Annotated in this window: 15 protein-coding genes; 9 read left to right on the top strand and 6 right to left on the bottom strand. The window is 68.6% G+C overall.

The window, feature by feature from the left end; genetic code table 11:
- Positions 1–27: 27 nt before the first annotated feature.
- Positions 28–2,106, bottom strand: a complete 2,079-nt coding sequence (locus GNX95_RS22325) for a M15 family metallopeptidase (RefSeq protein WP_163509333.1) — start codon at positions 2,104–2,106, stop codon at positions 28–30.
- Between the two features lie 189 nt (positions 2,107–2,295).
- On the opposite strand from GNX95_RS22325, the gene GNX95_RS22330 reads away from it, so the two are divergent.
- From GNX95_RS22330 to GNX95_RS22345, 4 genes are all read left to right on the top strand, one after another.
- On the top strand, positions 2,296–5,730 hold the full coding sequence (locus tag GNX95_RS22330; RefSeq protein WP_163509334.1) for a DUF8189 domain-containing protein: 3,435 nt from the start codon (positions 2,296–2,298) through the stop codon (positions 5,728–5,730).
- 724 nt (positions 5,731–6,454) lie between these two features.
- Positions 6,455–7,192 (top strand): ribonuclease PH, encoded by a 738-nt coding sequence (rph, locus tag GNX95_RS22335; protein ID WP_163509335.1) that lies wholly within the window; start codon positions 6,455–6,457, stop codon positions 7,190–7,192.
- On the top strand, positions 7,189–7,812 hold the full coding sequence (gene rdgB / locus GNX95_RS22340; protein WP_163509336.1) for an RdgB/HAM1 family non-canonical purine NTP pyrophosphatase: 624 nt from the start codon (positions 7,189–7,191) through the stop codon (positions 7,810–7,812). Before rph ends, rdgB begins: the two co-directional genes overlap by 4 nt.
- Before the next feature lie 3 nt (positions 7,813–7,815).
- Positions 7,816–8,529: a class I SAM-dependent methyltransferase gene (locus GNX95_RS22345; protein ID WP_163509337.1), complete on the top strand. Its 714-nt coding sequence runs from the start codon at positions 7,816–7,818 to the stop codon at positions 8,527–8,529.
- Positions 8,530–8,616: 87 nt separating this feature from the next.
- Here GNX95_RS22345 and GNX95_RS22350 read toward each other — a convergent pair whose 3' ends face one another.
- Together GNX95_RS22350 and hisN are read right to left on the bottom strand one after the other, a co-directional pair.
- On the bottom strand, positions 8,617–9,582 hold the full coding sequence (locus tag GNX95_RS22350; protein WP_187369675.1) for a hypothetical protein: 966 nt from the start codon (positions 9,580–9,582) through the stop codon (positions 8,617–8,619).
- Positions 9,583–9,719: 137 nt separating this feature from the next.
- Complete coding sequence (hisN, locus tag GNX95_RS22355; protein WP_163509338.1) at positions 9,720–10,541, bottom strand: histidinol-phosphatase; 822 nt, start codon at positions 10,539–10,541, stop codon at positions 9,720–9,722.
- Between the two features lie 125 nt (positions 10,542–10,666).
- On the opposite strand from hisN, the gene GNX95_RS22360 reads away from it, so the two are divergent.
- The 4 genes from GNX95_RS22360 to GNX95_RS22375 are packed head-to-tail and all read left to right on the top strand — an operon-like array spanning position 10,667 to position 14,022.
- A complete protein-coding gene (locus GNX95_RS22360) occupies positions 10,667–11,776 on the top strand; it encodes an alpha/beta hydrolase (RefSeq protein WP_163509339.1) in 1,110 nt (369 codons plus the stop codon).
- 13 nt (positions 11,777–11,789) lie between these two features.
- Entirely contained in the window at positions 11,790–12,926 is a 1,137-nt protein-coding gene (locus GNX95_RS22365) for an alpha/beta hydrolase (protein ID WP_163509340.1), read from the top strand.
- An 11-nt stretch (positions 12,927–12,937) separates the two neighbouring features.
- Positions 12,938–13,474, top strand: coding sequence for an NUDIX domain-containing protein (locus GNX95_RS22370; protein WP_163509341.1), 537 nt, complete (start codon positions 12,938–12,940; stop codon positions 13,472–13,474).
- Positions 13,474–14,022, top strand: a complete 549-nt coding sequence (locus GNX95_RS22375; RefSeq protein ID WP_163509342.1) for a DUF2087 domain-containing protein — start codon at positions 13,474–13,476, stop codon at positions 14,020–14,022. The genes GNX95_RS22370 and GNX95_RS22375 overlap by 1 nt, the downstream gene beginning before the upstream one ends.
- Before the next feature lie 666 nt (positions 14,023–14,688).
- Here the strand turns inward: GNX95_RS22375 and rsgA are convergent.
- The 3 genes from rsgA to GNX95_RS22390 form a co-directional block, all read right to left on the bottom strand.
- The gene (gene rsgA / locus GNX95_RS22380; protein ID WP_222853816.1) at positions 14,689–15,675 is read right to left on the bottom strand and encodes a ribosome small subunit-dependent GTPase A; all 987 of its coding nucleotides are present in this window, start codon (positions 15,673–15,675) and stop codon (positions 14,689–14,691) included.
- Entirely contained in the window at positions 15,672–16,949 is a 1,278-nt protein-coding gene (gene aroA, locus GNX95_RS22385; protein WP_163509343.1) for a 3-phosphoshikimate 1-carboxyvinyltransferase, read from the bottom strand. The genes rsgA and aroA overlap by 4 nt, the downstream gene beginning before the upstream one ends.
- 82 nt (positions 16,950–17,031) lie before the next feature.
- On the bottom strand, positions 17,032–17,235 hold the full coding sequence (locus tag GNX95_RS22390; protein ID WP_163509344.1) for a hypothetical protein: 204 nt from the start codon (positions 17,233–17,235) through the stop codon (positions 17,032–17,034).
- Between the two features lie 135 nt (positions 17,236–17,370).
- Here GNX95_RS22390 and GNX95_RS22395 point away from each other — a divergent pair, with 135 nt between their 5' ends.
- Positions 17,371–18,084 (top strand): SOS response-associated peptidase, encoded by a 714-nt coding sequence (locus GNX95_RS22395; protein WP_163509345.1) that lies wholly within the window; start codon positions 17,371–17,373, stop codon positions 18,082–18,084.
- The last annotated feature ends 2 nt before the right edge of the window (positions 18,085–18,086 follow it).

Genomic DNA, 18,086 nt, shown 5'->3' on the forward strand with positions numbered 1-18,086 from the left:
CGGACATCTGGCATGAATCCAGGATGGTCAGAGCTTGAGCGCGAAGTGGTGCAGGTCCTTGGGCCGGCTGCCGTAGGTGCCACCCCACTCCAGGCCGGCCTGCAGCGTGAGCGCCTTGATCAGCGCGAGCATCGGATCGCCGGCGACACCCGCCGTGTGCGCGAAGAACCCCTTGGTCGGATCGCGGTGGCTGCCCTCGCTCAACGCATGCGCCTTGTTGACCGCGGCTCGCTCGGCCTGCCGCTTCTTCATCTCGGCCTGCCCGGCCGCGTCCAGCCGGCCGGCGGCGTTGGCGGCCTCCATCTCTGCCAGCTCGGAGAAATACCGCCCGAGCGCGTCGGAGGCGTGTGCGTACGTCCGATAAGCACGCTCGATGTCGGCCTCGGTCGACTTGCGGCCGACGCCGGACGTGGTCTTCCAGAACGACGGCTTGCCGGCCTCGGCGGCCACTCGTTCGATGAGGTCGGCGACCTTGTTGTTCCTTCCGATATAAGGATTTCGCGCGTAGTTCAGGTGCAACGCGAGTCCGAGCGCGTGATCGCTCAGCCTGCCCGGCTTGCCGGTCACCGCGCGTGGCTGGAACTTTCCTTCGAAGACAACGGGTACGTTCGCCGCCAACACGGCGTCGATCAGCGGCTGGCAGACATCCTGGATGGCGGTGAGTGTGGCGCTCAACCGGGGATCCATGCCCTGCAATGTGAAGCCGCAGAACGGCACGCCAAACTGCAGGGTGTTGAGCCAGTCGACCGGACTGGCATGCAGCCGCTTCTCGTAGAGCCCGCGTACGGCCACATACTGCTTGAAACCGCGGCCGAAGGCCTTTTGCACCTTCGCGTCGAGCTTTCCCCACTCCGCGGCCATGTCCGGGTGCGAGACCGCCGGCCCAACCGCCGCCGAGCCACCGACCGGTTTCGCCGGCGCGGTGGACGGATTGCCGCCGCTTCTCGCTTTGAGCGCGTCGGTGATCGGGTTGAACAGCACGTCGGCGGGATTGGCCAGGCCGTCTTTTGGCTTGGCTGAAGCCTTCTGGCCGCCGACGATGCTCTCGTGGTTGGTGCCGTCGAGCTCGATGACGAGGAACAGGTCGCGTGCTTTGGCGTCCCACGGTCCAAGGCTCGGCGCCTTGTCGAACCATCCTTTGATCGCGTCGCGCAGGACACCGTAGCGCGTCGCGTACAAGCCGTTTTTGCTGTAGTACGCGCGAATTTTCGGCACGCCATCGAGTGCCGCCTGCTTGTCCGCGTCGGCCGCGGAGCCGGTGAGGATCGGCCGCAGCCGGTCGAGCTGCGTCTTGACCCAGGTCGTCCACCAGGTCAGCGACCGCGGACCGATCGCCTCCAACAGCACGACCTCGGCGACGTGGTGATGGCCTTTGGCCGCCATCGCCTTGGACAACAGGTTTTTCACCGACGTGCCACCGCCGCTGTGCCCGGACAACACGATTTTTCCCAACGCCGTGCCCTTTTTCAGCTCACCCTCGGTTTGCAGCCGGGTCAGGATGTCGTTGACGTACGCGTCCGCGTTGTACGTCGCGTTGAAGGAGGACTCGCCGACGCCGACCGGCAGGATGCCGATGAGCTGCGGATCGGCGGCCGCGTCCAACTGCTGTGCGACCCGGTCCAGCGCGACATCGCGCACGGTCGCGTCTTTCTTGCTCTGCCGCCACGACGCGTAGGGCCGAGCGGCCAGGTCGCCGGTGTTTCCGTGGAAATGCAACAGAACGTCGACGGTCGTCGGTTTGACGGCGGCTGGTACGAGCGCGATCGCCTTGCCAGCTGTGCCCTGCTCGTCGGTCTTCCTGTTCTCGACCTCGGTGCCGGCGGCCTTGTTGCCGAGCGCCAGGCCCTCGAGCGGGATGCGCCGGACGCCGGTGCCTTTCACCGCCTGCGGCCCGGCGTTCCAGGCCTTGCCGTCGGTCGTACCGGCGCCGGCGGTGGCGCTCGCGTCGGTCCAGCCGAGCCGCCGTTGCACGGCCGCCAGCCGCATGAGCTGGCCGACCGCGCGGTTGCCGGCCGTACGCTGCAGCCGCGCGAGCCCGCTCGGCTGCCGGGCGGCCGGCAGCTCGATCCGCCGCGGGCCGCCCGATCTCGTTGCCCTTGTCCGCATGGTTGCTCCTCCAGGTCTCGTCTGATCTGGAGGCGTGACATCGCCGTGCCATCTGCCCGATCGGGCCGTCACGAACAGGCCACTGACCAATCGCGGCGATCTGACAGATGTCAGTTGTGGTGGCCGAAGTCGCTCATTATCGTGCGTTTCCTTCCAAGAAAAGCTAAACCGGCTGGACGGAGTGGGGCGATGACCGGAATCTCGCGGCGTGGTGTGCTCGCCGGACTGACGGCCGCTCCACTGGCCGGTGTGCTGCGCGGGTTGCCGGCGGCGACGGTGACGGTGTGGGTGCCGGCGGCGCTGGACAAGGTGCGGCGGGAACGTGTGCAGCCAGGCACTCCGCCGGCCGCGTTGCGGTTCAGCAGTGCCGGCAACGAGCGCCATTTCGGCCAGCTCGTCGTACGGACCGATGCCGCGGCGACCGTGACGGCGACGGCCTCCGACCTCACCGGACCTGGCGGCGCCACGCTGCCGGCGTCCGCGGTCGCGTTCTTCCAACAGCGCTATGTCAACGTCACTATCAGGCAAAACAGCAAGTACACGACCGGTTGGTGGCCGGACGCGGTGGTGCCGGGGAACGCCGTCGCGGCCGGGCCGGACGGCAATGCCGCGTTCCTGGTGACCGTCACCGTGCCGGCCGGTCAGCCGGCTGGCGCGTACTCCGGCTCGATCACGCTCAACGGCGTGACCGTGCCCGTCGAGCTGACCGTGTGGGGCTTCGCGATCCCGGTCGCGCCGACGACGACCGGCGCCTTCGCGCCGTGGTATCAGCAGGCCGCGCTGGCCGAGGGTGTGCGGTGGGGGACGCCGGAGTTCAAGGCCAGGATGGACGCCTACTACGACTACCAGCTCGATCACCGGCTGGTCCCCAACGGTCCGCCGCTGATCGGCGACCCCGGCCCCGGACCGGCCTACACACCGGGACCCGGACCGGATCCTGACCCGGACGCCTATATCGCGCAGATCGCCGCGTACGTCCGTGACCCGCGCGTCAGCTCGTTCCAGGTCCCCGGATATGCCAGCGGCGACCAGAACAGCAGCATCCACATCGACACCGACAAGCTCGGCAAGGTCATCGCGTACCTGCGCCAGCAGGGCCTGTTGAGCAAGGCCTACTTCTATGTCGGCGACGAGCCCGGCAGCGACCAGGCCGAGGACACCCTGATCGGCGCTTACCGGACACTGCACCAGGTCGCGCCGGAGGTGCCGACGATCATGACGCTGACGCACCGGCCGCGGCAGTCGCTGATCGACGAGAACAACGCCTGGGTCTTCGAGCAGCACACCGTGCCGATGCTCGACGAGCCGAGGGCTGTCGACACACTGAAGGCACGCGGCGACCTGCTGTGGACGTATGTCTGCATCGGCGACACCTGGCCGTATCCAGGCGTCATGATCGACGACTCGCTGGTCGGCTCGCGGCTGCTGCCGTGGTTTCAGCATTCGCAGGGCTACACCGGCCTGCTCTACTGGTCGACCACGGCGTTTGGCAGCTGGGACGGGCAGCATTACAACCCGCGTGAGGTGTACGCGGTGCCGTACTCGTGCAACGAGTCCGCCGGCGACGGTTTCCTGCTGTATCCCGGAAAACCGGCCGGTGTGGCCGGGCCGGTCGGGTCGCTGCGGCTGCACGCGGTCGAGGCCGGCATGCAGGACCGCGAGCATCTTTTCCTGTTCGAGCGGCGAAGCATGGCCATCGCGCAGCAGCTCGGTGTGGCCGGCCGGGTCGCTGTCGGCGATCTGCTCAAGCCGTATTTCGACGTGCTTTATCAGTGGCTGGAACGATATCAGGACGACCCCGCCCTGTTCGACGACATCCGCACCGAGGTCGGTGTGCAGGTCGACCGGCTGGTCAATGGCGAGCCGGCGGTCGTCATCGTTGGTCCGGCGCCGCGTGCGTACCACGTGCCGGTCACGGTGTATGTCCGCAGTGGCGTTGCTGTGACGATCGCCGGTGTGGCATCGACGCCGGTGGAGCGTACGGCCAAGGCCGACGTCCACCGCACGCTGTTGCCTTTGCCTGCCGGCTATCAGAAAGTCGTCGTCACGGCCGGCGCGGACACGTTGACGCGCTCTGTCCAGGTCGCGCCGATCGGTTTGCCGCACGCTGTACGGATCAACTCCTTCGAGACCGACGCCGACGCGGCGCGATATGTCGATGGTGGTGCGGTGGTCGCGCGCTCGACCGCGCATCCGGCGACCGGAAAGTCGAGCCTGCGGATCACTTTTCCGGCCGGCGTCGACTGGCCCGGCCTCTATTTCCGCGGCGAGGAGAACGTCGGCCGGCGGGACTGGAGCCGGTTTCGCGAGGTCGCTTTCGAGGCGTACAACGACTCCGACCAGGTGCTCGCGCTGAACGGCAAGTTCTACAACCCGGTCGAGGCCGACGACAATCACGCCGTCTACCTCGCGCCGCGGCAGTGGCAGACCGTACGGTTCAAGCTGTGGCACGTGCCGCGCAACATCTATGACCCGACGCAGGGAAACTTCGACCTCAGCACGCTGACCTCGTTTCAGATCTACACCGGCCGGCGGCAGACGCCGGTGTCGCTCTACATCGACGACCTGCGGCTGGAGTCGGACAGCGTCGTGCTGGAAAACCCTGGCACGTCGATGCGGCTGGAAGACGACGGCGTGCTCACGTACGCGCTGCGGAAGGCCGACGGGTCGATCGGTTTTGGCTGGCGCGACGGCGACACCTGGACGCAGTCGGTCGTCCCGGGATCGGTGGCCGGTGCGGTGGCGACGGTGCTGGACCTGCGCGGCCGCCTGAACGTGCTCGGCCAGGACGTTTGGCGTCGGTCGACGGGGACCGGCTGGCAGAGCCTCGCCGCACCGGACGTACGCCTGGCCGGTGCGCCGGCGGCCGCGATCGACGCCACCGGGCGGCTGACTTTTCTGGCTCGTACGCCGGAAAACGGCCTGGTCGTCGGGTGGCTGGACAGCCCGGTGTCCGATAGCTGGCACACCGCGCTGGTGCCCGGCGCGGCCGCGCTCGGCGATCCGGGTGTCGGCCTGGACATCAGCGGCAAGCTGTGTTTTTTCGTCCAGACGACCGGAAACCAGCTCCTGCACGGCTGGCAGGACACGCCGGGATCGGCGCTCTGGCACACCGCGATCATCCAGCAGAACGGCACCGGCGCCGCCGTACCGGTCGCCGGCCGCATCGGCGTCGGGCAGGCCGCGCCGGGTCGCCTTTGTTTCGTCGCGCGCGACCCGTCCGGCAAGCTCTCGCACGGCTGGCAGAGCGCGCCGGGCCAGGGACCGTGGCTGTGGACGACGATCGAACCGGTCACCGATGTCGACGATGACGGCAACCACGTCACGTCCACCGTCGCCGGCAACCCGGTGTGCTCGCTGGACTCCGGTGGCCGGCTGACCTACTTCGTGCGTACGTCCGACGGTCGCGTCCTGCACGGCTGGCAGGACCACCCCGACAATGGCCCGTGGCATGCGACGCTGATCCGTACCGCCGGCACATACGCGCACGTATCCGACGATGTCGCCGTCTCACAGGACGCCGACGGCCGGCTGGTCTTCACCGGCCTGGCGTCGGATGGCTCCGTCACCACCGGCTGGCAGGACGCCCCAGGCACCGGCCCCTGGCACCTGTCCAGCACCTGACCATCTACCCGCTACGGCGAGAAACTGTCGTACCCCCGTGTCAATCTGGGCCCCCACCCAAATCGGGCGGGGGGTGGGTTCGCGTGGAAACTTACATAAGTTAGAAGTTGATCTTGGTCGCGACGCTTCGGGGACCCTGCGGGCCTGATCGGGTAATACTTGGTTGATAAGACATCAAGCCGGGCAATTGGCACCCCCTGACGTCGAGCCCGGCCTGGCGAGCAGTCACAACGGCATTACTGGCCTCAGCAGTCACACCCACCGCAGGGGCTGGCGGTCACGCAGGCGTGAAAGCCTTGCTTCGTGCATCTAGCGCCAATAACTCGACATCCACGCCTCCGATAAACCCCACAACACAGACATTTAGCGTTACGCGCGCCTGTGGATTCCATCTAATGGACCCTTTCGCCATCTACCGGGACGCCATGACACCTTCCGAGCCGGTCCGCGCAGCCGATGGCCGGAAAGACATCACCCGGTCGCTGCGCCACCAGCCGATGACCTGGATGGGCAGCTCACGGAGCAGGGCCAGCCGTCGGGCGTCCAGTGGCGCGGAACACCAACCCAGAGGTCAAAACTCAAGTCCAGCGCACGTAGCGAGTCCCCGCGGCCAGCCTCACGCACGTAAGGGGTCCCTGCGGCATCCCGTCGCGCGGACCCACGCCGCGGGACGTCGGACGGGTGCGGAAATGGCCGGTAACGGCATCATCTAGGCTCCGTGAGCATGACGCCAGCCGCTGGTCGTCCGGATGGACGGCGTGCCGACCAACTCCGTCCCGTCACCATCACCAGACACTGGCTGGACCACGCCGAAGGCTCGGTGCTGGTGGAGTTCGGCCGCACCCGCGTGCTCTGCGCGGCGAGCGTGACAGAAGGCGTGCCGAGGTGGCGCAAAGGCAGCGGTCTGGGGTGGGTGACCGCCGAGTACGCGATGCTGCCGCGCTCCACGCACACCCGCGGCGACCGGGAGAGCGTCAAGGGCCGGGTCGGCGGGCGTACGCACGAGATCAGCCGGCTGGTCGGCCGCAGCCTGCGCGCCGCGATCGACCTGGCCGCGCTCGGCGAGAACACCATCCAGCTCGACTGTGACGTGCTGCAGGCGGACGGCGGCACGCGTACGGCGGCGATCACCGGCGCGTACGTGGCGCTGGCCGACGCCGTCGACTGGCTCGCCAACCGCGGCGCGCTGGCCAGCGAGCCGGCCAAGGCCCTGCCCAATTCGGTGGCGGCGGTCAGCGTCGGCGTGATCGACGGCGAGCCGCGGCTGGATCTCAACTACGACGAGGACGTGACCGCCGAGGTCGACATGAACGTGGTGTGCACCGGCGCCGGCGAGTTCGTCGAGGTGCAGGGCACCGCCGAGCACGGCGTCTTCGACCGCGCCAGGCTGGACGCGCTGCTCGACCTCGCGGTGGTGGGTACGACCGAGCTGACCCGGCTGCAACGAGAGGCGCGCGCGTGACCCGGCTGCTGGTGGCCACTCGCAACCGCAAGAAGCTGGACGAGCTGCACCGCATCCTGGTCTCCATCGATCTCGGCGCCGTCGAGTTGCTGACGCTTGCCGACGTACCGGAGTATGAGGAGGTCCCGGAGACCGGCGCGACCTTCGAGGAGAACGCTCTGCTCAAGGCTCGCGAAGGTGCCAGGCACACCGGGTTGGTCACCGTTGCCGACGACTCCGGCTTGGCGGTCGACGCGCTCAACGGCATGCCGGGCGTGCTGTCGGCACGCTGGTCCGGCGGCCACGGCGACGACGCGGCCAACCTCGACCTGCTGCTGGCGCAGATCTCCGACGTACCGGCTGAGCGGCGCGGAGCGGCGTTCGTCTGCGCTGCGGCGTTGGTCACACCGGACGGGGGTGAGGAGGTCGTGGTGGGCCGCGTGGACGGTACGCTCACCTCCGAGCCACGGGGGGACGGCGGGTTCGGGTACGATCCGATCTTCGTGCCGACCGGACACAGCCGCACCACCGCCGAGATGCCGGCGGAGGAGAAAGACCAGCTGAGCCACCGGGGCCGCGCGCTGCGAGCGCTCGCCGGTCCGCTGACAACGGCGTTAGCGACATCTACGGGAGCCAACTGACTCATGAGCAACAAAGTCCTCGGCGACACCGAGCTGCAGTCCGACGTACTGGAGGACCTGAACGCGGCCGGCAACTACCGGCGCTGGCTCTGCTCGCTCGGCCTGCCGTACTTCGGCGACGACGTGCTGGAGATCGGCTCCGGGATGGGCTATTACGCCTCCGACTGGGCCGACATGGGCGTGCCGAAGCTGACCGCCAGCGAGGCCGACCCGGCTCGGCTGCGCGACCTGCACAGCCGCTTCGACGGCGACCCGCGGGTGCAGGTGCGCGAGCTCACCGTGCCGATCGACGAGACCGGCGACTACTCCGCGGTCGTCGCGTACAACGTGCTGGAGCACATCCCCGAGCAGGTCGAGGCACTGAAGGCCTTCTCCGGCCTGGTGCGGCCCGGCGGCGCGGTCGTGCTGGTGGTGCCGGCGTTCCAGTTCGCGATGAGCAGGTTCGACCTGGAGATCGGCCACCAGCGCCGCTACACCAAGCGCAGCATGGCCGAGGCGCTGACCGCGGCCGGCCTGGAGATCGAGCGCTGCCACTACATCAACATGTGGGGCCTGCTGGCCTGGTACGGAGCGGTCAAGCTGCTCAACCGGCGTCCACAGGAGAGCGCGATGCTCACCGCCTACGACAAGCTCTACGTGCCGGTCGAGCGCCGGATCGAGTCCAAGGTCCGGGTGCCGTTCGGCCAGTCCGTCTTCGCGGTCGCACGCGCTCGTTAGGGCGCGGGTCTCTCCTTACGCTCGTTAGCCGCAGGGCCTCCCTACTTGCGCCAGCCGCGCGCGGGGAGGCCCTGCGGCGTCTCAGTCTCAGCGCACGCGAGGCGTACGACCGCGCCGATAGCGCCGCCTGGTGTTGCGCCGCCGCGGCGCGGCGACCCACCGGCTGTTGCTGATCTGGGTCCGCCGGCGCTGGCGCATCTGCAGCGGATAATCGCCTGGCGTGGAGCCGTGCTGCTCGCTGGAAAACCGGGTCATCAGCAGCACCGACGTGAGCGTCACGACGAAGCCGAGGACGGCCAGCCAGGTCAGGCCGGGACGGATCTTGTCGCCGAGCAGCACGACGCCGAAGAAGGCCGCGGGGACGGCGGTCGCCGCCTCCATGGAGGCCACCGCGGCGGTCGTCGCGCCGCGTTGCATGGCGGCCGCCAGCAGCACCTGTCCGATGATCGAGTTGACGACGACGATGTAGAGCAGCGGGTCGCCGACGAACTGCAGGATGGTGTCGTGGCCGGCCAGCGGCCGTGAGGCGATGGCGGCGGCGCTGAAGCCGAGGCCGGACAGCGAGCCGAGCGCGACCGCGCCCTCGGATCCGCGCAGCCGCGACGCCGGCCGGCCGAGCAGCGCGATGCCGACCGCCGTACCGGCGAGCAGGACCACCTCGAAGACGTTGAGCGGCTCGGACGGCGACGGGCCGGCGGAGATGACCAGCGCGACCAGCCCGAAGGCCAGGCCACCGAGCAGCACGACCTCGACGCTGGGCAGCCGCCACTTGAGGATCATCACGCCGAGCAGCGTGGTCAGGCCGAGGCCACCGGCCGCCGCCGACTGTACGAGGAACAGCGGCAGGTCCGCGCGCGCGAAGAAGGCGAAGACGAAGCCGAGAAACTGGCAGAGGATGCCGGCGAGGTAGGTGCGGTGGGTCGCCAGCCGGAACAGCATTCGCGCCCCGACCCTGGTGCTGCCGCGCTCGCTGGTCGCGGCGATCGCCTGGAGGAAGTTGGCGAAGCCGTAGAAGACGACGGCCAGCGCCAGAAACCCCCATCCCGCGGACACCCCGTGCACCCTACTTGGCCACCGTCTTTCCCGCTGGACGACCCCGCTGGCGTGGCGTACGCCGTTCGGCTGGAGTCCTCGGCCATACGGCCATAACCTCGCGGTCGGCGCAACCCGGGACGGACCGGGCGCGTCTGTCAGGTATGCGGCACGGATTCGGCCCGGGACGGGGTCAGGCTCGCGAGCACCTCGGCATGCAACGGGCCGTTGGTGGCGACCGCGCTGCCGCCGGCCGGTCCGGAGTTGCCGGCCAGGTCGGTGAACCGGCCGCCGGCCTCGGTGACGATCGGCACCAGCGCGGCCAGGTCCCACAGCGAGACGTCCGGCTCGGCGGCGATGTCCACCGCGCCTTCGGCGAGCAGCACGTACGAGTAGAAGTCGCCGTAGGCGCGCGTCCGCCACACCCGCCGGGTGAGCCCGAGGAAGGCGTCCTCGCGGTCCGACCAGTCGCCGATGCTGGAATAGGACAGCGACGCGTCGGAGAGTTTCGTCACCCCGGAGACCGCGATCGCGGTGGCCGACGACCGCTGGCGGCCGGCGTACGCGCCGCCACCCTTGGCGGCCCACCAGCGCTGCTTCAGCGCCGGAGCCGACACCAGGCCGACGACCGGCTCGTCACCTTCCAGCAGCGCGATCAGCGTGGCCCACACCGGCACGCCGCGTACGTAGTTGGCGGTGCCGTCGATCGGGTCGACGACCCACCGGCGCAGGCCGCCGCTGCCGCTCGCTTTTCCTCTACGTTCCCCGAATTCCTCGCCGAGCAGCGCGTCCCGAGGGCGGGTCCGGGAGAGCGTGCCGGCGATCGCCTGCTCGACCGCGGTGTCCGCGTCGGACACCGGCGTCATGTCCGGCTTGCTGTCGACTCGTAAGTCCAACGCCTTGAACCGGCTCATGGAGATCGAGTCGGCCGTGTCGGCCAGCACATGAGCCAACGCGAGGTCGTCGGTAAAAGTCGCCATGTCCGCACCGTACCGGTTTCTTAAGGGCAATCTGGGTGGAACCTGAGAGCTTGCTTAAGCGTCTCTAGCACAGGTATGGCCACCGCAGGCCATTGGGGATCAGGAGTTCACACACCGTGGGATTGATGTCGCGTTCGTTGCTCGTGGTGCTGGCAGTGCTGTTTGTCGGCATAACCGCGGTGACGGTGATCACCTGGGATCGGGGCCGGCTGAAGCTGCCACGACGGATTATCGGCCTGGCGCTGGCGCAGGTGATGCTGATCGGCCTGGCGGCGGCCTGGATCAACCGGCAGGAATACTTCTTCACCTCCTGGGAGGACCTGCTCGGCATTTCCTCCGGCGAGCAGGGGCCGAGCGTTGCGCAGCAAGGCAAACCGGTGCCGTCGCCGGGTAAAAACCAGCTCAGCGCGCCGGCGGCATTTGCCAAGAAAATGGCCAGCCTGTCCGACAACGGCACCCACAGTGTGGTGCAGAACACCTATGTGCCAGGCGAAAAGTCACACATCTCGCTGCCGATGGCGGTGTACGTGCCGGCCGCGTACTTCCAGAAGGCAAACGAGCACCGTGCGTTTCCGGTGGTGCAGCTTTTCTCCGGATATCCGGGATCGCTGCAGACCTGGCTGATCGGCATGAAGTTGCAGTCCACATTGGACTCGCTGATCGCGGAGGGAAAGATCCCGCCGGTGATCGCCGAGGTCGCCGGCCAGTATCCGTCGCCGCCGCGGGACAGTGAGTGTGTCAACGCGGCCGGTGGCGACCAGGTCGACACGTTTCTCACCACCGACGTGCCGGCCTATCTCAAACAGGCGTTCCGTACCGCACCCAACCGGGCCGGCTGGGCCACCATGGGGGTGTCCACCGGCGGCTTCTGCTCGGCCAACCTGGCGTTGCGGCATCCGACCGAGTACGCGGCGTCGGTCAGCATCGGCGGCTATTTCGACGCGATCATCGACGACACCACCGGCGACCTCTACGGCGGCTCGGCGGCGTTGCGGGCGGCCAACTCGCCGGTGCACACGGCGCAGCTGCACAACCGGCCGGCGATGAGTTTCTATTTGTTTGCCATCAAAGACGACCCGAGCTCATACCCGTCGACGAAGCGGTTCATCGCGGCGGTCCACGCACCTGACGGCCTGACGTACGTGATCCAGCCAAAAGGTGGACACAACGACGACGTGTGGCACAACGCGTCGTTGCCGGCGTGGGAATGGCTCGGGAAGATATTGAGAGCCTGAGGACAGGCGAATAATGCAGCCAAACGACATGATATTCGTCGCCTTGCTCGCGCTGGTGACGATCGCGATAATCGTGCTCGCGGTGTTGACCTGGAAACGCGGGAAATGGCAGCTGGGCCGCCGGCTCGGCCTGGTTTTCCTGGCGCAGATCATGGTCCTGCTGACGCTGGCCGGATATGTCAACGCCGACCAGGGTTTCTACACCACCTGGGGTGACCTTTTCGGCGTACCGTCGACGGACAACCAGGCGCACGAGGTGTTCAACCGGCCGGTGCAGAGCACCGAGAACGGCACCGGCCCGGACAAGCTGCGGCGCGAGGTGACCGGGCTCGGCGGCCGGATCCTCACCAGTCTGGTGGACCGCAACGAGGCGACCAAGAGCCGGATCGTGGAGACGATGCTGCGCGGCAAGCGCACCCGCTATGACCTCAGCGCGCTGGTCTATCTGCCGGGCTCCTACTTCAACAAGTCCGAGCGCAAACGCAAGTATCCGGTGGTCGAGTTGTTGGCCGGATATCCTGGTTCGCCGTACGCGTGGGTCAACACGCTCGGGATGAAGCAGTATCTGGACGCCGAGATCAAGGCCGGTCGCGCGCCGGCGATGATCGTCGTGATGCCGCGGCAGGACCCGAACTATCCGCAGGACAGCGAATGTGTCAACGCGGTCGGCGGCGCGCAGGCGGCGACCTACCTCGGTGAGGACGTGCCGGACGCGGTCGCCAAGCTCTATCGCGCGCGGACCGACCGGCACAGCTGGGCCCTGATGGGTTACTCCACCGGCGGTTTCTGCGCGGCCAACCTGGCTTTGCTCTTTCCGAAGCGGTTTTCCGCGGCGGCCAGCCTGTCCGGCTATTTCACCGCCATCACCGACAACACGACCGGCGACCTGTATCGCGGCAACGCGGCCGCGCAGCAGGCCAACAGCCCGCTGTGGTCGGTGGCCAACCGGCCGCATCCGCCGCTGTCGTTCTTCCTCTTCGCGGCCGTGGACAGCGTCGACGACACCAACCAGGCGGTCACCTTCTCCAAGGCGGTGAAGGCGCCGGACGGCGTACGGCTGACCCAGGCGGCCAGTGGCGGACACACGCGGATCGGCTGGAACGCGGTGCAGCCACAGGCCTGGGACTGGCTGGGAAACGCGATCGCATAGGCTCAGGCATCGTGCGATGGCAGGTGCGTGGTGAGCGGACGGTTTATGCCGGTGGTTGGCTCGATGTCACCATCGCCGACGTACGGTTGCCGGACGGCCGGCAGATCGACCACCACGTCATCGTCTATCCGTATCCGGCCGTCGGTGTGGTCGTGACGCGGCCGTCCGACGGTGCCGTGCTGCTGCTGTGGCGGCATCGCTTCACCACCGACTCGTGGAGCTGGGAAGTGCCGGCCGGCCGGATGGAGGAAGGCGAGACGCCGGAGCAGGCCGGTGAGCGCGAGACGCTGGAGGAGACCGGCTGGCGGCCGGGTCCGCTGCGGTCGCTGATCACCTACCACCCCTTCAACGGCACCGCGCGGCAGACGTTCCACATCCTGCGCGCCGATGAGGCCGACTATGTCGGTGAGCCGGTGGACGCGTACGAGTCGGACCGGATCGAGTGGGTGCCGGCGGCCGACCTGGCGCGGCACATCCACGAGGGCCGGGTCAACAACGGCCTGTCGCTGACGGCGTTGCTGCACCATCTCGCGTTTCCGGAGTCGTGATGTCCGAGCCGCTGACGGCGTTGTCGGTGATCCGCCTGCTCGCCGAGCCCAACCGGCTGCGCGCACTGTCCGCGGTCGCGCTCGGCGCCACCCGCGTCACCGCCGTCGCCGATGCCGCCGGACTGACCGCCAAGGAGGCGTCACGCGCGGTCGGAGCTCTGGTCGCCGGCGGCCTGCTGTCCACTGTGGACGGTGAGCTGGCGGTCGCCGCCGGCGCGCTGCGCCAACTCGCGCAGGACGCCACCGAGGTCTCCGAAGCCGACGACTTCGGCGCCACCGACCCCGCCGTCGTCTCCGCGTTGCGCACCTTCATCGTCAACGGCCGCCTGGTCTCCATGCCGGCCGCTCGCGCCAAGCGGTTGGCCGTACTGGAGCACATCGCGCTCGCCTTCGAACCCGGCGTGCGCTATCCCGAACGCGAGGTCGACGCGATCCTGCGCGCCTGGCACGACGACCACGCGGCCCTGCGCCGCTACCTGGTCGACGAGTCCCTGCTCGCCCGCGAAGCCGGCGTCTACTGGCGCATCGGCGGCCACCACCCTGTCTAACCGTTTACCCGCTACAGCCCGAAACTGTCGTACCCACCTGCCAATCTGGGCCCCCACCCAGACGGGTGGGGGGTGGGTTGAGAGGTTTTTTTAGAACGGCAGAAGTCGATCTTGAAATCCTGGCGACGGTGCCGCTTATCGTGCGTCCAATGCGCGCATGGTGGCCATGCGTGCATCTGACGGGTGGAGGGGGAGGTGGTTGGGGTTTCTCGTTGTTGCGTTGGGTAAGTGGTTGCGTCTCTCGTTTGTTGCGTAGGTGGGTGGGTGGTTTTTCGCCTGCGCGGCGGGCGCGCCTACGCGGCGAGCGACCTCAAGGGAGGGGCGCGGGAACGCCAATCGGTGTGCATAGGGGTGCGGGTGGCGGTTTGCGGGCGGGGTCGGGTCTTCCGAGCAAGCCAGCCGCATTAGTAACAACAGTATTGTTCGCCTCATTAGTCACGCCAGTCACAGCCTCTGGTGATCGCGAGGGCATGAAAGCCTTGTTTCTTGCGTCTGACGCTAGTAACTCGGCACTCATGCCATCGGCGAACTTCTCAAGGCGGACTTTTAGCGCCACATCTGCCATGCATCTCACATAGTGGGCTCTCTCGCCACGTACCGGGACGCCATGGCCGCTCCGGCTGCGGATCACCCACAAACAAGCCGCATCGCGGCGTGCGGCCCAACCTACGCGGCGCGGGATGCCAGTAGGCGCCGGTACGACGCGAGGCGCCGCGGCTGAGCGCCACCGGCATCCACGTACGCGTCCAGAGCACAGCCATCAGCCGCCGACAGATGAGCGCATCCCGGCGGACAGTCGGCGGCCCCCGGTTCCAGATCGGAAAACGCCGCCAACAGGCTGGCCGCCGACACATGCGCGAGACCGAAGGACCGGACGCCAGGCGTGTCGATCACCCAGCCGCCGGCTGGCAGCGCCAGCGCGACCGCGGAGGTGGACGTGTGCCGGCCCTTGCCGACCCCGCTCACCACGCCGATCGCCCGGTCCGTGCCAGGCACCAGAGCGTTCACCAGAGTCGACTTGCCGACGCCGGAATGGCCCATAAGTACGCTCATCCGGTCGGTCAGCTCGGCGGCCAGCGCATCCGGCGGCTGGTCGTGGCGGCACGTGACGACCGGCAGCTCCAGGTCGGAGTAGACGCCGACGATCTCGTCAGGCGAGGCCAGATCCGCCTTCGTGAGACACAGCAACGGGTCGATGCCGGCGTCGTACGCGGCGGCGAGGCAGCGGTCGATGAAGCCGGTACGTGGCGGCGGATCGGCAAGCGCGCTGACGATCACCAGCTGGTCGGCGTTGGCGACCACGACCCGCTCGTACGGATCGTCGTCGTCCGCCGTACGCCGCAGGACCGACGACCGCGGCTCGATCCGTACGATGCGCGCCAACGCGTCGGGATTGCCGGTCACGTCGCCGACGACGCCGACGCGGTCGCCGACGACGACAGACTTGCGTCCGAGCTCACGTGCTCGCATGGCGATGACGGTGGCGCCGTCGACGCGCAGCGTGTAGCGGCCGCGGTCGACGCCGATCACCAGGCCGCTGGCAGCGTCGGCATGCGCCGGACGCGTGCGCGTACGCGGTCGCGAGGAGCGGCCGGGGCGGGTGCGGACGTCGTCTTCGTCCAGGTATCGCGCACCCCGGCTGCGTCCGGTCACGACGCGAGCATCCCGGTCCAGAGCTCGGTGAATTCCGGCAATGTCTTGGAGGTCGTGGCGACGTTCTCGATCCGTATCCCCTCAACGGCCAGACCGATGATCGCCGCAGCGGTCGCCACCCGGTGGTCGGCGTACGTGCCGAAAACGCCTCCGTGCAGCGGTTTCGGCGTGATCTTCAGGCCGTCGGCGGTCTCCTCGACGCCGCCGCCGAGGTTGTTGATCTCCACGCGCAGCGCGGCGAGGCGGTCCGTCTCGTGGCCGCGGATGTGCGCGACTCCGCGCAGCGTCGAAGGCCCGTCGGCAAGCGCCGCCAGCGCCGCGATCGCCGGCGTCAGCTCGCTGACGTCGTGCAGGTCGGCGTCGATGCCGTGGATCGGTCCGCCGGTCACCGTCAACCCGGTCGAGTCGAGCGAGACGGTGGCCCCCATCTCGGTGAGCAGACCGCGCAGCGCGTCGCCAGGCTGGTCGGTCGTTGTCGGCCAGCCGGCCACGCGTACGGTCCCGCCGGTCACCAGCGCTGCGGCCAGGAACGGCGCGGCGTTGGACAGGTCCGGCTCGATGTCCACGGCGCCGACCTCCAGCGGCCCTGGCGCGACCTCCCAGACGTTTGGCTGGCTGTCGTCGACCTGAGCGCCGGCGGAGCGCAGCATTTGTACGGTCATCGCGATGTGCGGCGCCGACGGCAGGATCTGGCCGGTGTGCCGCAGCAGGATGCCTTTCTCGTACCGCGGCGCCGCCAACAGCAGGCCCGACAGGAACTGGCTCGAGTCGCTCGCGTCGATCGCCACCTCGCGGCCGGTCACCGCGCCGCGTCCGGTCACGGTGAGCGGCAACGCGCCGAGGCAGCCGTCGTCGATGTCGACGCCGAGCTGGCGCAGGCCGTCGATGAGCATCCCCATCGGCCGCTTCTCGACGCCTTGGTCGCCGAAGAACCGGACCGGGCCGGTGCCGAGCGCGGCCACCGGCGGCAGGAAGCGCATGACCGTGCCCGACAGGCCGACGTCGACCCGTCCGCCGCCGCTGATCGGGCCGCCGGTCACGCGCCAGTCGGCGCCTGTGTCGTCGACCTCGACGCCGAGCGTACGCAGGCCGCCGACCATCAGAGCCGAGTCGCGTGCTCGCATGGCGCCACGTAGCACCGCCGGACGCTCTGAGAGCGCCGCCAGGACCAGGGCCCGGTTGGTCGCGGACTTGGAGCCCGGCAGCCGTACGTCGGCGTCCACGGGGCCGCTCGCGGTCGGCGCCGGCCAGGGGTCGGTGAGTGCGCTCGTCACGCCGCTCAGTCTGCCAGCTTCCTGCCGGGTCGACCCCTGCCAGGCCGTGTTGCTGCCTGTGGCGCGCGGGTCGTCCAAATGATCACCATTGTCCGGTCGGCCAGCCGCCGTGGAGTCGAGGCTGCCTCCAACCGGAGGATGCACGCATGGCCACCATGCGTGCGTTCAGCGTCCGCATGGCCACCATGCGTGCGTTCAGCGTCCGCATGGCCACCATGCGTGCGTTCAGCGTCCGCATGGCCACCATGCGTGCATCCGGCGCCTCGCCGACGACAATTTTTGTCACGCGCGCGGCCTCTCAACCCACCCCCCACCCGACTCTGGGTGGGGGTTGAGATTGGCAGGTGGGTACGACAGTTTCTCGCCGTAGCGGGTAGTTCGGTGACGTGGTCGTGTCGGTCGGGGACCGTAGGGTGGGGTCATGTGCGGGAGATACGCGACGACGCGGTCGGCGGACGAGTTGAGCACGCTTTTCGATGCGGCGTTGGCCGACATGGCTCGCGAGCGGCTCCGGGTCTCCTACAACGTGGCCCCGACCGATCCGGTGCCGATCGTGCGGATGTCACATCGCGACCGCGACAACCCCAAGCGGGTGCTCGACGTCGTGCGGTGGGGTCTGGTGCCGGGGTGGGCCAAGGACCTGCGTACGGGTGCCAAGTTCATCAACGCGCGCGCCGACTCGCTCGACAACAAGCCGGCGTTTCGCACCGCGTACGCGCGACGGCGCGCAATCGTGCCGGCGGACGGCTGGTACGAGTGGAAGCCGCTGGAGGACCAGCCGGGCAAGCAGGCCTTCTACATGACGCCGAAGGACGGCTCGGTGCTCGCCTTCGCCGGCCTGTGGGAGGTCTGGGGGAGCGGCGACGAGCGCGTGCTGAGCTGCAGCGTCGTCACCACCGACGCGGTCGGTCACCTCGCCCAGGTGCACGACCGGATGCCGCTGATCCTCACGCCGGACCGGTGGAGCGGCTGGCTCGCCGCCGAGGACGGCCTGCTGACCCCGCCGCCGGCGAAGGTCCTCGACGCGATCGAGCTGCGGCCGGTCGGCTCGGCGGTCGGCAACGTGAAGAACAACTATCCGGAGCTGCGCGACGAGGTGCCGCAGGAGCCGGAGCAGCTGACGCTGGGGTCGTGATC

Origin of the sequence: Fodinicola acaciae (assembly GCF_010993745.1) — a bacterium.
Classification (GTDB): domain Bacteria; phylum Actinomycetota; class Actinomycetes; order Mycobacteriales; family HKI-0501; genus Fodinicola; species Fodinicola acaciae.

Bases quoted from the DNA above. Each gene is read 5' to 3' on its own strand.
- GNX95_RS22325 (WP_163509333.1), bottom strand. From the start codon at position 2,106: ATGCGGACAAGGGCAACGAGATCGGGCGGCCCGCGGCGGATCGAGCTG.
- GNX95_RS22330 (WP_163509334.1), top strand. From the start codon at position 2,296: ATGACCGGAATCTCGCGGCGTGGTGTGCTCGCCGGACTGACGGCCGCT.
- rph (WP_163509335.1), top strand. From the start codon at position 6,455: ATGACGCCAGCCGCTGGTCGTCCGGATGGACGGCGTGCCGACCAACTC.
- GNX95_RS22345 (WP_163509337.1), top strand. From the start codon at position 7,816: ATGAGCAACAAAGTCCTCGGCGACACCGAGCTGCAGTCCGACGTACTG.
- hisN (WP_163509338.1), bottom strand. From the start codon at position 10,541: ATGGCGACTTTTACCGACGACCTCGCGTTGGCTCATGTGCTGGCCGAC.
- GNX95_RS22360 (WP_163509339.1), top strand. From the start codon at position 10,667: ATGTCGCGTTCGTTGCTCGTGGTGCTGGCAGTGCTGTTTGTCGGCATA.
- GNX95_RS22365 (WP_163509340.1), top strand. From the start codon at position 11,790: ATGCAGCCAAACGACATGATATTCGTCGCCTTGCTCGCGCTGGTGACG.
- GNX95_RS22375 (WP_163509342.1), top strand. From the start codon at position 13,474: ATGTCCGAGCCGCTGACGGCGTTGTCGGTGATCCGCCTGCTCGCCGAG.
- GNX95_RS22395 (WP_163509345.1), top strand. From the start codon at position 17,371: ATGTGCGGGAGATACGCGACGACGCGGTCGGCGGACGAGTTGAGCACG.